Here is a 15,226-nt window from a genome sequence, read left to right on the forward strand (position 1 = left end):
CGCCGTCTCATCCCTTGCGACGCCCGTTGCGCAGGCTCATTTTTTCTTGCCCGTCCTCCCTCTCTCCCGTTCACGATGCCCCTCGACGCCTTTCATCCCGCCGTCGCCGCCTGGTTCCGCGGCGCGTTCCCTGCGCCGACCGAGGCGCAGGCGGCGGCGTGGCCGGCGATCCGCGCCGGCCGCAACACGCTAGTGGCGGCGCCGACCGGGTCGGGCAAGACGCTGACCGCGTTCATGACCGCGATCGACGGCCTGGTGCGCCGCGGCCTGGAGGGCGGCGGGACGGGCCTGTTCGGTGATCTGGCGGTGTCGGGACTCCCGGACGAAACCTTGGTGGTCTACGTTTCGCCGCTGAAGGCGCTGTCGAACGACATCCGCGTGAACCTGGAGGCGCCGCTGGCCGGCATCCGCGCCGAGCTGGCGCGGATGGGCCTGCCCGATATCGAGATCCGCACCGCAGTGCGCACCGGCGACACGCCGCAGTCCGAGCGCGCCGGCATGCGCCGCCGGCCGCCGCACATCCTGGTGACCACGCCCGAATCGCTGTACGTGCTGCTCGGCTCGGAGTCGGGCCGGGCGATGCTGGCGCCGGTGCGCACGGTGGTCGTGGACGAGATCCACGCCGTCGCCGACGACAAGCGCGGCAGCCACCTGGCGTTGTCGCTGGAGCGGCTGGAAGCGCTGTGCGGTCGGCGCCTGGTGCGGGTCGGGCTGTCGGCGACGCAGAAGCCGATCGACGAGGTGGCACGGTTCCTGGTCGGCGCCGCCGCGGTCGCGGCCGACGGAACCCCGGACTGCGCGATCGTCGACATCGGCTATACCCGCCAACGCGATCTGGCACTGGAACTGCCGCCCACGCCGCTTTCGGTGGTCATGTCCAACGACCAGTGGGAGCAGGTGTACCGGCGCGTGGGCGATCTGGCGGAAGCGCACCGCACCACCCTGGTGTTCGTGAACACGCGGCGCATGGCCGAGCGCGCCGCGCGCCACCTGGGCGAGCTGCTGGGCAAGGAACACGTGGCCGCGCACCACGGCAGCCTGGCGAAGGAACACCGGCTGGAGGCCGAGCAGCGGCTCAAGCGCGGCGAGCTGAAGGTGCTGGTGGCGACGGCGTCGCTGGAGCTGGGCATCGACATCGGCGACGTCGACCTGGTCTGCCAGCTCGGCTCGCCGCGCTCGATCGCGACCTTCCTGCAGCGCGCCGGCCGCTCCGGGCACACGGTGGGCGGCGTGCCGAAGGCGCGGCTGTTCCCGGCCACGCGCGACGAACTGGTCGAGTGCGCCGCGCTGCTGGACTGCGTGCGCCGCGGCGAGCTCGACGCGCTGCGGATCCTGCCGGCGCCGCTGGACGTGCTGGCGCAGCAGATCGTCGCCGAGGTCGCCAGCCGCGAATGGGACGAGGGCGCGCTGTTCGACTGGCTGCGCCGCGCCTGGCCGTACGCGCAGCTGACGCGGGAGGATTTCGACGCGGTCGTGCGGATGCTGGCGGAGGGCTACAGCAGCCGCCGCGGCCCGCGCGCCGGCTACCTGCACCGCGACGCGGTGAACCGCAAGCTGCGCGGGCGCAAGGGCGCGCGCATGACCGCGGTGATGTCCGGCGGCACCATTCCCGACACCGGCGACTACGCCGTGGTGCTGGAGCCGGAGGCGCAGAACATCGGCACCGTGAACGAGGATTTCGCGGTCGAAAGCATGGCCGGCGACATCTTCCAGCTCGGCAACGCCAGCTACCGGATCCTGCGGGTGGAGCCGGGACGGGTGCGGGTGGAGGACGCGCAGGGGCTGCCGCCGAGCATTCCGTTCTGGATCGGCGAGGCACCGGGGCGGACCGACGAGCTGTCGGCCGGGGTATCGCGGTTGCGCGAGGAGGTCGCTGCGCGGCTTGGGCCTGGCGTTGTTGCCGAAAGCAAATCCCCCCCAGCCCCCCTTTTTCAAAGGTGGGAGCCGGGCGCCGGAGCGGAAACATCGCTGGCAACGGACGGCGGGCTGCCTCGTGAAGCGCCGACGCCTGGTGAGGCGCTGCCATCGCGGGAATCGGCGAAATTCCTGGCGGACGTTGCTCCACATCCGGCGAAACCCGTTGAAACGTCTGTTGCCCCGCAACCGGCGGGATCCGCCGAACCGCACGCTGCTCCACGGCCGGCAGAATCCGCCGAGGCATCCGCATCTGCTGTTCCCCCCTTTGAAAAAGGGGGGCAGGGGGGATTTGCTCCTGCTCACGGCGATGCCGTCGCCTGGCTGCGCGACGAACTCGGCCTCGATGCCGCCGCCGCGCGCCAACTGGTCGACTACCTGGCAAGCGCGCAGGCGGCGCTCGGCGAGCTGCCGACCCAGTCGCGGATCGTGCTGGAGCGCTTCTTCGACGAGTCCGGCGGCACCCAGCTGGTGATCCACACCCCGTTCGGCAGCCGCATCAATCGCGCCTGGGGACTGGCGCTGCGCAAGCGCTTCTGCCGCAAGTTCAACTTCGAACTGCAGGCGGCGGCCACCGAGGACGCGATCGTGCTGTCTCTGTCGACCAGCCACAGCTTTCCGCTGATCGAGGTCTCGCAGTACCTGCATTCGGCCTCGGCGCTGGACATCCTGGTGCAGGCGCTGCTGGACGCGCCGCTGTTCGGCGCGCGCTGGCGCTGGAACGCGACCACCGCGCTGGCGCTGCCGCGCTTCCAGGGCGGGCGCAAGGTGCCGCCGCAGCTGCAGCGGATGAAGTCCGAGGACTTCCTGGCCACCGTGTTCCCGGACCAGGTGGCGTGCCTGGAGAACATCGTCGGCGAGCGCGAGGTGCCGGATCATCCGCTGGTGGCGCAGACGCTCCGCGACTGTCTGGACGAGGCGATGGACGCGCAGGGCTGGCTGCGGCTGCTGCGGCGCATGGAGGCGGGCGAGGTGGAGGTGCGGGCCTGCGACCTGGCCGCGCCGTCGCCGCTGGCGGCCGAGGCGATCAACGCGCGGCCCTACGCCTTCCTCGACGACGCGCCGCTGGAGGAGCGCCGCACCCAGGCGGTGCAGACGCGCCGCTACGCCGATCCGGAAGGCGCCGACGACCTCGGCCGGCTCGACGCCGACGCCATCGCCGAGGTGCGCGCCCAGGCCTGGCCCGAGGTGCGCGGCGCCGACGAGATGCACGATGCGCTGATGGGCCTGGGCGCGGTGACCGCCGGCGAGGCCGCCGCGAACGCCAGCTGGAGCGGCTGGCTCGAGACGCTCGCCCGCGGCCATCGCGCCACGCGCTTGCGGCCGGCGCCCGGGCGCGGCGAACTGTGGGTGGCCGCCGAGCGGCTGCCGCAGTTGCGCGCGCTGTTCCCGCAGGCGTTCCTGCAGCCGCGCATCGAGGCGCCGGCGGAGTACGCGGCGCAGGCGTGGGCCGCCGAGGACGCGGCCACCGAACTGCTGCGCGCGCGCCTGTCCGGGCTCGGGCCGGTGCCGGCGGCGGAGCTCGCGCGCAGCCTGTCGCTGCCGCCGCTCGATGCCGACGTGGCGCTGCTGCGGCTGCAGAACGAGGGTTACGCGATGCAGGGCCGCTTCACCCCCGGCGCCGCGGAGACGGAGTGGTGCGAGCGCCACCTGCTGGCGCGCATCCATCGCTACACGCTCGGCCGCCTGCGCCGCGAGATCGAGCCGGTGGCGCCGCGCGACTTCCTGCGCTTCCTGTTCGACTGGCAACGCGTGTCCGGCGATGCGCGCGCCAGCGGGCCGGAGGCGCTGGCGGGCGTGCTGTCGCAGCTGGAAGGCTTCGAGGCGGCGGCGGGCGCCTGGGAGTCGGAACTGCTGCCGGCGCGCGTGCGCGACTACGCCATCTCCTGGCTCGACGAACTGTGCACCGCCGGCCGCACCCTGTGGACGCGGCTGCGCGCCAGCGACGTCGACGCGGGGAACGCGCGCGGCGCGGTGACGGTGCGGACCACGCCGGTGGTATTGCTGCCGCGGCGCACGGCGGCGCACTGGATGCGGCTGGCGCCGGACGCCGCCGCCGACACGGCGCTGTCCTCGCGCGCCCAGCGGGTCGCCGATCACCTGGCCGCCAACGGCGCCTCGTTCTTCGACGAGATCGCGGATGCGACGCGGCTGCTGCAGACCGAGCTGGAGGACGCGCTGGCCGAGCTCGTCGCCCGCGGCCGCGCCCGCTGCGACAGTTTCGCCGGGCTGCGCGCGCTGCTGGTGCCGGCGTCGAAGCGTTCGCCCGCGCGCGGCCGCGGCCGGCGCCGTCCGGCGTTGTTCGGGATCGAGGACGCCGGGCGCTGGGCCCCGTGCGGCCGGCGCGTCGACGCGGACGCGCCCCCCGCGCAAGCCGATGCCCGCGCCGCCTCCTCGCCCGCGACCGCCGAGAGCCTCGAACACGTCGCCCGCGTGCTGCTGCGCCGCTACGGCGTGGTCTGCTGGCGGCTGCTCGAGCGCGAGGCGGCCTGGCTGCCGCCCTGGCGCGACCTGCTGCGCGTCTACCGGCGCCTGGAGGCGCGCGGCGAACTGCGTGGCGGACGCTTCATCTCCGGCCTGTCGGGTGAGCAGTTCGCATTGCCCGAAGCGATCGGCCTGCTGCGGCGGATCCGGCAGAAGCCCGACGCGGGCGAGTTCGTCTGCCTGTCGGCGATGGACCCGCTCAACCTCGTCGGCACGCTATTGCCGGGCGATCGGATCCCGCGGCTGCCGGGTGCGCGCGTGCTCTACCGCGATGGCGTGCCGGTCGGTTCGCTGGTCGCGGGCCAGGTCGCGCTGCTGGCGGAACTGGTGCCGACCGAGGAAAGCGCGGTGCGCAGGCTCCTGTTGCGCGAGCCGGCGTCGGGTCTCGGCGCGTCGGCGGTCGGCGCGCGCGCCGACACGCCGCTGCCGGCCGAAAGCCACCCCACCACCCCCCCGTAGAGCGGAGCTTGCTCCGCTGCTTCCGGTTCCGGAGCCAAGAGCAGCCGAGCAAGCTCGGCTCTACGGATGGCGCCGGTCTGCCGGGTTCATGTCGGCAGCCGGCCGCTGCATTCGTGCGGCGCGCCGGCCGGCGTACCGGCCGCGTCAGCCCGCCGTCGCGACCGTGGCGATCACCTGGCTGCCGTAGCGCGACAGCTTGCCGGCGCCGATGCCGCCGATGCCGGCGAGCTCGTCCTCGCTCGACGGCCGCCGCGTCGCGATCTCGCGCAAGGTGCTGTCGTGGAAGATCACGTAGGCCGGGACGTTCTGCTCGCGCGCCAGCTGCGCGCGCAGTTCGCGCAGGGCCTCGAACAGCGGCAGGTCGGCGGGCGCGAGTTCCGCCGCCGCCGATGCGGTGCGCAGCGCGCGCGTGCGCTCGCGGGGGGCGGCCACCTTGCGCAGCATCACCGGCTGCCTGCCCTTGAGCACCGCGCGGCTGCCCTCGGTCAGGCGCAGGCCGCCGTAGCCCTCGGCATCGACCTCGAGCAGGCCGTGCGCCACCAGCTGCCGGAACACCCCGCGCCAGGTGCGCGCGTCCAGGTCGGTGCCGACGCCGTAGGTGCTGAGCCGGTCGTGGCCGAACTGGCGGATCTTCTCGCTGTCGCTGCCGCGCAGGATGTCGATGACGTGCGCGGCGCCGAAGCGCTGGCCGCTGCGGTAGACGCAGCTCAAGGCCTTTTGCGCGGCCTCGGTCGCGTCCCAGGCCTCCGGCGGCTGCAGGCAGTTGTCGCAGTTGCCGCAGGCCCGTCCGGCGCCGTCGGCGCCGCCGTTCCCGGGCGCGTACTCCTCGCCGAAGTTCGCCAGCAGCACCTGGCGGCGGCAGCGCATCGACTCGCAGTAGCCGACCAGGGCGTCGAGCTTGCGGTGCTCCAGCCGCTTGCGCTCCTCGCCGGACTCGGACTGCTCGATCATCTGCCGCAGCAGCACCAAGTCGCCGAGGCCGTAGCACATCCAGGCGTCGGCCGGCTCGCCGTCGCGGCCGGCGCGGCCGGTCTCCTGGTAGTAGCCCTCGATCGACTTGGGCAGGTCGACATGGGCGACGAAGCGCACGTCCGGCTTGTCGATGCCCATGCCGAAGGCGATGGTGGCGACCACGATCACGCCCTCCTCGCGCAGGAAGCGGCGCTGGTTGGCCGCGCGAACGCCGGCGTCGATGCCGGCGTGGTAGGGCAGGGCGACATGGCCGTGCTCGGCCAGGAAGGCGGCCGTCTGCTCCACCTTGCGCCGCGAGAGGCAGTAGACGATGCCGGCGTCGCCGCGGTGGCCGTCGACGAAGTCCAGCAGCTGGCGCTTGGCGTTGTCCTTCTGCGTCACCGCATAGCGGATGTTCGGCCGGTCGAACGAGCTGACGAAGCGGCGCGCCCGGTCCAGCTGCAGGCGCTCGGCGATCTCGCGCTGGGTCGGCGGGTCCGCGGTGGCGGTGAGCGCGATCCGCGGCACCTGCGGCCAGCGTTCGTGCAGGATGGTCAGTTCGCGGTACTCGGGGCGGAAATCGTGGCCCCACTGCGAGACGCAATGCGCCTCGTCGATCGCGAACAGTGCCAGCGGTGCGCGCTCGAGCAGCGACAGGAAGCGCGGGGTCAGCAGGCGCTCGGGGGCGACGTACAACAGGTCGAGATCGCCGGCCAGCAGCTGCCGCTCGACCGTCGCCGCGGTCTCGCCGTCGAGCGTCGAGTTGAGGAAGGCCGCGCGCACGCCGAGCTGGCGCAGCGCCTCCACCTGGTCCTGCATCAGCGCGATCAGCGGCGAGACCACGACGCCGACGCCGTCGCGCAGCAGCGCCGGCAGCTGGTAGCACAGCGACTTGCCGCCGCCGGTGGGCATCAGCACCAGGGCATCGGCGCCGGCGGCGACGTGTTCGACGATGACGGCCTGTTCGCCGCGGAAGGCGGCATGGCCGAAGACGCGTTGCAGCACGTCCTGCGCAGGAGATCGTTGCATGCGCACAGGATACCGGAGCGGCTATCCGCCCTGGGGCGGAAAACCGCCCATCGCCTTGTCGGTGGAACGCCTGTGCGAGGGTCGGAACCCTCGCCTATCGCCGGGTCGGCGGAGAGGCATGGCACTGCCGGGACAGGCGACCGGCGGCGGCATGTGCGCGCAAGCGTGCCGCTCCCGTCGGGAGCAATGGCGCTTCTACGGCCCGATTTTCATCGCGCCCGCTCCGGTTCTTCGGTACGAACCCGTAGAGCGGAGCTTGCTCCGCTGCGAGTCCGGACCGCCACGAGCAGCAGCAGCGGAGCGAGCTCCGCTCTACTGGAGCAGCGAACGCAACATCCAGGCGTACTTCTCGTGGGTCTGCAGGCGCTGGGTCAGCAGGTCGACGCTGGGATCGTCGCCGGCGTCGTCGGCGGTCTTGAGCGCCCTGCGCGCGGTGCGGCAGACGGCCTCGTTGCCGACCACCAGCTGGCGCACCATCTCGCGCCATTCCGGCGCCTTCTCCAGGCCCGGCTCCTCCTTGATCGAGGACAGCTCGATGAACTCGGCATACGAGCCCGGCGCGTTGTAGCCCAGGGCGCGGATGCGCTCGGCGGTCTCGTCCAGCGCGTTCCACTGCTCGGTGTACTGCTCCTCGAACATCGCATGCAGGGCGTTGAACATCGGCCCGGTGACGTTCCAGTGGAAGTTGTGGGTCTTCAGGTACAGCGTGTAGGCGTCGGCGAGGAACACCGACAGCCCCTGGGCGATGCGCTTGCGATCCTTGTCGCCGATCCCGATATCGATCGCCGGGGCGCTGGACTGCGGACCGGGCGATGCCACGGCCTGGGGCGCGGCGGCTGCGCGGGCGGTCTTCTTCGGCTTGGCGGTCTTGGTTTTGGCCATGTGCGGGACTCCTGGTCGGAAGATTGCCGCCACAATAGGGCGGCTTTCGTTCTGAATATGTGACTTCCGGGAAGATTTGCAAGCGCGATGACGGATCCCAGCGGCAATGCGGCGACTGCGACCCTGGAACGGGCGCGGGACGCCATCGACGGCGCGCTTTCGCGCGACCGCGGGCGCCTGCACGGGCTGTGGTCGCGCTGGCGCGCAGCGCCCGGCGACGGGCGCGCGCACGCGGCGTTCGAGACCGCACTGGAGGCCTCGCTGGCCGCGCGCGAGGCCCGCGCCGCGGCATTGCCCGCCGCGCGGGTGGACGCGTCGCTGCCGATCGCGCGCGAGGCCGACCGCATCGTCGGGCTGATCCGCGCGCACCCGGTGCTGGTGATCGCCGGCGAAACCGGCTCGGGCAAGACCACGCAGCTGCCGAAGCTGTGCCTGGCGGCGGGCCGCGGCGCGGCGGGCACGATCGGCTGCACCCAGCCGCGGCGGATCGCCGCGCGCGCGGTGGCGCGGCGGGTGGCCGAGGAACTGCAGGTGCCGCTGGGCGAGGCGGTCGGCTACCAGGTGCGCTTCAGCGACCGGGCCGGCGAACGCACGGTGGTGAAGTTCATGACCGACGGCATCCTGCTGGCCGAGATCGCCTCCGACCGCTGGCTGTCGGCCTACGACACGATCATCGTCGACGAGGCGCACGAGCGCAGCCTCAACATCGACTTCCTGCTGGGTTACCTGAAGCGGCTGCTGGAGCGGCGCCGCGACTTCAAGGTGATCGTGACCTCGGCGACGATCGACACCGAGCGGTTCTCGAAGCACTTCGGCGACGCGCCGGTGGTGGACGTGGAGGGGCGCGGGTACCCGGTGGAGGTGCGCTATCGGCCTCTGGGTGAGGCGGCGCATGCTGGCGGACAACTTGTCCGCCGCGCCGCCGAACGCCCGGCCACGGATGGCCGGGCCGGACGTTCCGGAGCCGACGATGGTTCGCCATGGAAGGCGGACGGGGAAGCAGGGACGGGGGCGCTCACCGTCCTCGACGGCATCGTCGCCGCCTGCGACGAGATCATGCGCGAGAAGGGGACCGGCGACGTTCTCGTGTTCCTGCCCGGTGAGCGCGAGATCCGCGATGCCCACCGTGCGCTGGAGCGGCGCAAGTACCGGCATACCGAGGTGCTGCCGCTGTACGCGCGGCTGTCGGTGCGCGACCAGGACCGGGTGTTCAATCCGGGGCCGCAGCGGCGCATCGTGCTGGCCACCAACGTCGCCGAGACCTCGCTCACCGTGCCGCGGATCCACTATGTGGTCGATCCGGGGCTGGCCCGGGTCAAGCGCTACAGTCCGCGGCAGAAGCTCGACCGCCTGCACGTCGAGCCGGTGAGCCAGGCCAGCGCCGAGCAACGCAAGGGCCGCTGCGGGCGCACCGCCCCGGGCATCTGCTATCGGGTCTATTCGGAGGCGGATTTCCAGTCGCGTCCGCCCTATACCGATCCGGAGATCCGCCGGTCGGCGCTGGCCGGGGTGATCCTGCGGATGCTCACGCTGGGACTGGGCGAAACCGTCGGTTCGGGGACCTCGAAACGCGCGCGTGGGCGCTCGCGCGACGATGCGCGAGTCGTCGAGAACTTCCCGTTCGTCGAGCCGCCGGACCCGCGCGCGATCGCCGACGGCTGGCAGCAGCTGACCGAACTGGGCGCGGTCGACGGCGAGCGCCGGCTCACCGCGACCGGCCGCGCGATGGCGCGGCTGCCGGTCGACGTGAAGCTGGCGCGGATGCTGGTGGCCGCGCAGCAGCACGGCTGCCTGCGCGAGATGCTGACGATCGCGTCGTTCCTCGGCATCCAGGACCCGCGCGAGCGCCCCGCGGACCAGCGCGCGGCGGCCGACAACGCGCACGCCGAATTCGCCGATCCGAAGTCGGAATTCGTCGCCATCCTCAAGCTCTGGGAGGCGTATCGCCGGATCCACGAGGATTCGACCCAGTCGCAGCTGCGGCGCTGGTGCGAACGGCACTTCCTCGGCTTCCTGCGCATGCGAGAGTGGCGCGAGCTGCACCGGCAGCTCAAGCTGCAGTGCGACGAACTGGACTGGGACACGGCCGTGGGTCCCTCGTCGCCGCCGCCGCCAAGACAGAACAAAGGCCGGCGACATCCGCCTGCCCTGCACAAGGAAAAGTCAGGCGCACTCCCCCCTTTGAAAAAGGGGGGCAGGGGGGATTTGCAGCCGAAACCCGGGGATCAGGAGCAAAGCTCCCACGTTCCGCCTTCCGCGCGGGGGGAAGGCGTCGGCATCGCCGCCTCCTACGCCAGCCTGCATCGCGCGCTGATCGCCGGCCTGCCGACCCAGCTCGGGCAGCGCGCCGACCGCGGCCTCTACGACGGTCCGCGCGGGCGCAAGTTCCAGCTGTTCCCGGGCTCGCCGCTGGCGCGCAAGCCGCCGCCGTGGGTGCTGTCGGCGACCCTGCTCGAGACCGAGCGGGTGTGGGCGCTGACCAATGCCGCGATCGAGCCCGAATGGGCGATCGCCGAGCTACCGCACCTGCTGGCGCGACGCCATTACGATCCGCGCTGGTCGCGTTCGCAGGGGCGGGTGCTCGGCAGCGAACAGGTCAGCCTGTTCGGCCTGGTGCTGGCGCCGAAGAAGCCGGTCGACTACGGCCGCCTGTATCCGCAGGAAGCGCGCGCGCTGTTCCTGCGCGACGGCCTGGCCGGCGGCGAAATCAACCTGCGCAGCCCGTTCCTGGCGCGCAACCTGGCCACGCTCGAGCGCGCGCGCGAGGAAGAGGCCAAGCAGCGGCGCGTCGGCCTGGTGGTCGACGAGGAGTGGATGCTGGGCTGGTACGACGAGCGCATCCCGGCGGAGATCGTCGATGCGCGCTCGCTCGACGCCTGGGCGAAAAAGGCGCCGGAGGCGGTGCGGCATGCGCTGGAGTGGTCGCAGGACGACCTGCTGGTCGGCGACGAGAGCGATGCGGCGCGCTTCCCGCCGGCGCTGGCGCTGGGCGAGGCGCGGTTGGCGGTGCGCTACCGCTTCGAGCCCGGCGCGCCCGACGACGGCATGACCGTCAGCCTGCCGCTGCACCTGCTCAACGCGCTGGACCCGGCGCGGCTCACCTGGCTGGCGCCCGGCTTCTTCGAGGACAAGGCGGCGGCGATGATCCGCGCGCTGCCCAAGGCGCTGCGGCGCAACTTCGTGCCGGCGCCCGACTTCGCCCGCGCCTTCGTCGAGGCGCATCCGCAGCCGGAGGCGGACGCGTTCGCCGGTGCGCTGGCGCGGTTCCTGCAACGGCTGACGGGCGTGGAGGTGGCGGCGGCGGATTTCGACGAAGGTGCGCTCGATCCGCACCTGCGCATGAACCTGCGGCTGCTCGATGCCGACGGCCGCCAGGTCCTGGCCGAATCGCGCGACCTGGACGAGTTGCGTGCGCGCTTCGGCGGGCGCGCTGCGCGCGCCTTCGCCGAGCGCGCGGCCGAGGGCATGGCGCGGCGGGGATTGAGGGCCTTTCCGGAACACCCCATCCCGGCGTCGGTGCCCGGCGCCGGCGGCGTCGCCGCGTATCCGGCGCTGGACGACGAGGGCGACGGCGTGTCGCTGGCGGTGCACGCCGATCCGGCCGAGGCGCAGCGGCGCCACCCGGCCGGTGTGCGCCGACTACTGCACATCGCGCTGGACGGCAGGCTGCGGCAGGCGCGCAAGCAGCTGCCGGTGCCGCCGAAGACGGCGCTGCTGTACGTCGCGATCGAGGCCGCCTCGCTGCGGCCGGGCGGGGCGCGCGAGGGCGACCTGCTGCGCGCCGACCTGGTCGACGGCGCCTTCGCGGCGCTGACCGCCGACGGGCTGGAGGCGATCCGCGACGCCGAGGCGTTCGCCGAGCGCCGCGACGCGATCGCGCGGACCCTGTTCGGCGAGGCCATGCGCAGGCTCCGGCTGGCCGAGGAAATCCTGGAGCGCATCGCCGAGATCCGTGCGCGGCTCGATTCCGGCCTGATGGGCTGGGCCCGCGCCAACCTCGACGACATGCAGGCGCACCTGGCCGCGCTGGCGCCGCCCGGGTTCCTGAGCGACACGCCGGAGGCGCTGCTGGCGGAGTACCCGCGCTACCTCAAGACCCTGGCGCTGCGCGCCGAGCGCGCGCTGCGCGATCCGTTGCGCGACCAACAGCGGATGCTGGAGCTCAAGCCATTCGTCGAAGCGCTGCAGCAGGCGGCCTTGGAGGGTGCGGGCGATGAGCCGGGCTGGCAGGCGTTCCGGCGCGACCTGGAGGAACTGCGCGTGTCGCTGCACGCACAGGAACTGGGCACGCGCGGCAACGTCTCGCCGAAGAAGCTGGCGCGCCGGCTGGCGGAACTGCGCGGGGATCCGTGAAGCCCCGCGGCGCCGCGCCACCCCGTAGAGCGGAGCTTGCTCCGCTGCTCCCGGCTCCGGAGCCCACGTAGCCGAGCAAGCTCGGCTCTACGACAGGCTTGCGGTGCCCGCACCCCGTAGAGCGGAGCTTGCTCCGCTGCTCCCGGCTCCGGAGCCGGCGTAGCCGAGCAAGCTCGGCTCTACGACAGGCTGTGCGGTGCCCGCGCCCCGTAGAGCGGGCTTGGTTCCGGCCTTCCGGCGCCGTCACTCGATCCGCCGCACCTTGGCGCGGGTGTTGTAGCCGTCGATCTGCAGCCACCAGGCACCTAACATGCCCGGCCGCACCGTCACCTTCGGATCGGTCGCGCGCACGCCGGCCAGGCTGGCGGCGTCGGTCTGCTCCCAGACCTGGCCGTTGGCGAGCGTGTAGCGGTTGCCTTTGCCGAAGCCACGGAACTCGCCGGTGAGAGTGCTCTCGACCGGTTCGCTGTCGCGGTTGCCGAGGAACCCGCCTCGCCGCTCCGCGGCCTCGCGCCGGCCTTCCTCGCGCGCCTGCTCGACCGCGGCGGCGTCGCCTGCCCCGGGACGCCGTTGCAGCCAGGCATTGAGCGCGGCCAACTCCTGCGGACTGAGCTTGTTCAGGCCGGCATCGACGAATTCCTGGTGCGTCATCTGCTGCTCGAGCGGCGGCTGCTGCGCGGCGACGGATGCGGCACAGGCCAGCAGCGCGGCAACGGACAGGAGTCGAAGGGTACGCATGACGGGTTCCTCGTGGTGGAGATCGATGATGACGCGGCAGCGGAAGCCACGCTGCGGACGCCGGCGGCTTCTGGATTGCCTGGACAGCTTGTAGTGTAGACCCACTGCCCCGATCGTCGTGACCCATCCTGGTGGCCGCCGACAGCACTCCGCTGGACACCCTGTTCGCGTTGCCGACCACCGCGGCGCTGACGCCCGTGCTGCGCGACATGCTCGAGCGCGCCGCCCGCGGCGGCGATGGTGCCGCGACCATGCCGGACGAGCCGCTGCCGTTGCTGGCCGACACGCTGCGGGCACTGGCGCTGTTGAATGCGGACGCCGAGGTCGTCGTCGCCGCGATCCTGTACGCGGCGCCGGCCTGGGCCGGCCGCGTCGAGGCGGAACTGTCGCAACGGCACCCGGCGATCGCCGCGTTGCTCGATGGCCAGCGCGCCGCGCACCAGGTCTGGGCGCTGCACGCCGAGCGCGGCGGGCGCGGCAACCAGGAGGGCCTGCGGCGCCTGCTGCTGGCGATCGTGCGCGACCTACGCGTGGTGCCGATCCTGCTGGCACGGCAGCTGGCGCACCTGCGCGCTGCGGCGAAGGCGCCGGACGGGCAGCGCCGCGCGCTGGCGCAGCTGACCCGCGACATCCACGCGCCGCTCGCCAACCGCCTCGGCATCTGGCAGCTGAAGTGGGAATTGGAGGACCTCGCCTTCCGCTATCTCGATCCGGAGACCTACCGCCGCATCGCCGGCCTGCTCGACGACAAGCGCACCGGCCGCGAACGCTACATCGAGCAGGTCAAGCGCCACCTCGGCGGCGCGCTGGCGGCGCAGGGAGTACGAGCCGAGGTCGCGGGCCGGCCGAAGCACCTGTACAGCATCTACAGGAAGATGCAGCGCAAGGACGTGCCCTTCGGCGAACTGTACGACCTGCGCGCGGTGCGGGTGCTGGTGGACGACGTGCCCGCCTGCTACGCGGCGCTGGGGGTGGTGCACGCGCTGTGGGCGCCGGTGCCGAGCGAATTCGACGACTACATCGCCCGGCCCAAGCGCAACGACTACCGCTCGCTGCATACCGCCGTGATCGGCCCCGAGGGCAAGACCCTGGAGGTGCAGATCCGCACCCGCGAGATGCACGAACAGGCCGAACTCGGCGTGGCCGCGCACTGGCGCTACAAGGAGGGCGGCAGCGGCGATGCCGCGCTGGAGCGCAAGATCGAATGGATGCGCAGGCTGCTCGAGTCGCACCAGGACGGCGGCGACGAGGCGGCGCTGGCCGGCGCGCTGGACACCGAGCTGGTCGAGGACCGCATCTACACGCTCACGCCGATGGGCGAGGTGATCGACCTGCCGCGCGGCGCCACGCCGCTGGATTTCGCCTACCACGTGCACACCATGGTCGGGCACCGCTGCCGCGGCGCCAAGGTCAACGGCCGCATCGTGCCGCTCGACCACCGCCTGCACAGCGGCGACCGGGTCGAGATCCTCACCGGCAAGACCGCCGAGCCGCGCCGCGACTGGCTGGTCGCCGCCAACGGCTATCTCGCCAGCGGCCGCTCGCGCGACAAGGTGCGGGCCTGGTTCCACAAGCTCGACCGCGAGCGCAACCTGCAGGCCGGGCGCGAGCTGCTCGATCGCGAACTCAAGCGGCTGGGGCTGCAGCACGCCGATCCGGCGCCGGCGCTGCGCAAGTTCAACGCCGCCACGCTCGACGACCTGCACGTGCTGGTCGCCCTCGGCGACGTCGGCCCGCACCAGGTCACGCGCGCGCTGCTGGAGCAGGCGGCACCGCCGGAGCCGGCGGCGGTGGCCGCGCCGCGGGCGCCGCGCAAGCCGCCGCAGCCGAGTTCGGCCTTCAGCGTGGTCGGCGTCGACAACCTGCTGGTGCAGACCGCACGCTGCTGCCGGCCGCTGCCGGGCGAGGCGATCGCCGGCTATCTCACCCGTTCGCGCGGCGTCAGCGTGCATCGCGCCGACTGCGCCGTCCTGCAGCGGATGGCGGCGCGCCAGCCGCAGCGGATGCTGCCGGTGGAGTGGGGGCACACCCGCGGCGCCCACGACGCCGACGTGACCGTGGAGGGCGTCGACCGCAAGCATCTGCTCAAGGACCTGACCAACCTGATCGCGCAGGAGGACGCGCACGTGCTGGCGATCAGCAGCGAGGCGGTGCGCGGCCTCGGCCGGATGCGGCTGCGAATGCAACTGCGGGTGCAGGACTATGGCCAGCTGTCGCGGCTGCTGGGGAAGATCGAGGGCATCGCCGGAGTGGAGCGCGCCTGGCGGGCTTGAGCACCGGGATCGAGGAGCCGGACCTGAAAAGCCCGACCGCTTCTGCTCGTCATCACAGCGCAAGCCGGGATCCGCTCTGGACGTTGCGGAAACGCAAGCTGGATTCCAGCTTGCGCTGGGATGACGGACCCTTAGCCTTTCCC

Annotated in this window: 5 protein-coding genes and 1 pseudogene; 3 read left to right on the top strand and 3 right to left on the bottom strand. The window is 72.5% G+C overall.

Annotated elements, in window-relative coordinates; translation table 11 throughout:
• Positions 1–75: 75 nt before the first annotated feature.
• A pseudogene (locus U3649_RS07185) lies at positions 76–4,824 on the top strand (DEAD/DEAH box helicase); the annotation flags it as partial.
• Between the two features lie 177 nt (positions 4,825–5,001).
• Here the strand turns inward: U3649_RS07185 and recQ are convergent.
• Together recQ and U3649_RS07195 are read right to left on the bottom strand one after the other, a co-directional pair.
• The gene (gene recQ, locus U3649_RS07190; RefSeq protein ID WP_407354175.1) at positions 5,002–6,837 is read right to left on the bottom strand and encodes a DNA helicase RecQ; all 1,836 of its coding nucleotides are present in this window, start codon (positions 6,835–6,837) and stop codon (positions 5,002–5,004) included.
• A gap of 312 nt (positions 6,838–7,149) precedes the next feature.
• Entirely contained in the window at positions 7,150–7,719 is a 570-nt protein-coding gene (locus tag U3649_RS07195; RefSeq protein WP_407354176.1) for a Dps family protein, read from the bottom strand.
• Positions 7,720–7,806: 87 nt separating this feature from the next.
• Here U3649_RS07195 and U3649_RS07200 point away from each other — a divergent pair, with 87 nt between their 5' ends.
• Positions 7,807–12,072: a DUF3418 domain-containing protein gene (locus tag U3649_RS07200; RefSeq protein WP_407354177.1), complete on the top strand. Its 4,266-nt coding sequence runs from the start codon at positions 7,807–7,809 to the stop codon at positions 12,070–12,072.
• 243 nt (positions 12,073–12,315) lie between these two features.
• Here the strand turns inward: U3649_RS07200 and U3649_RS07205 are convergent, their stop codons facing one another.
• Positions 12,316–12,810: a hypothetical protein gene (locus tag U3649_RS07205; protein ID WP_407354178.1), complete on the bottom strand. Its 495-nt coding sequence runs from the start codon at positions 12,808–12,810 to the stop codon at positions 12,316–12,318.
• Positions 12,811–12,938: 128 nt separating this feature from the next.
• Between U3649_RS07205 and U3649_RS07210 the strand changes: the two genes are divergently transcribed.
• Positions 12,939–15,083, top strand: a complete 2,145-nt coding sequence (locus U3649_RS07210) for a RelA/SpoT family protein (RefSeq protein WP_407354567.1) — start codon at positions 12,939–12,941, stop codon at positions 15,081–15,083.
• Positions 15,084–15,226: the final 143 nt, after the last annotated feature.

Origin of the sequence: Luteimonas sp. R10 (genome assembly GCF_045689605.1) — a bacterium.
In the GTDB taxonomy this organism is placed as follows: domain Bacteria; phylum Pseudomonadota; class Gammaproteobacteria; order Xanthomonadales; family Xanthomonadaceae; genus Luteimonas.

Coding starts and splice junctions, on each gene's coding strand:
- recQ (WP_407354175.1), bottom strand. CDS start 6,837: ATGCAACGATCTCCTGCGCAGGACGTGCTGCAACGCGTCTTCGGCCAT.
- U3649_RS07205 (WP_407354178.1), bottom strand. CDS start 12,810: ATGCGTACCCTTCGACTCCTGTCCGTTGCCGCGCTGCTGGCCTGTGCC.
- U3649_RS07195 (WP_407354176.1), bottom strand. CDS start 7,719: ATGGCCAAAACCAAGACCGCCAAGCCGAAGAAGACCGCCCGCGCAGCC.
- U3649_RS07200 (WP_407354177.1), top strand. CDS start 7,807: ATGACGGATCCCAGCGGCAATGCGGCGACTGCGACCCTGGAACGGGCG.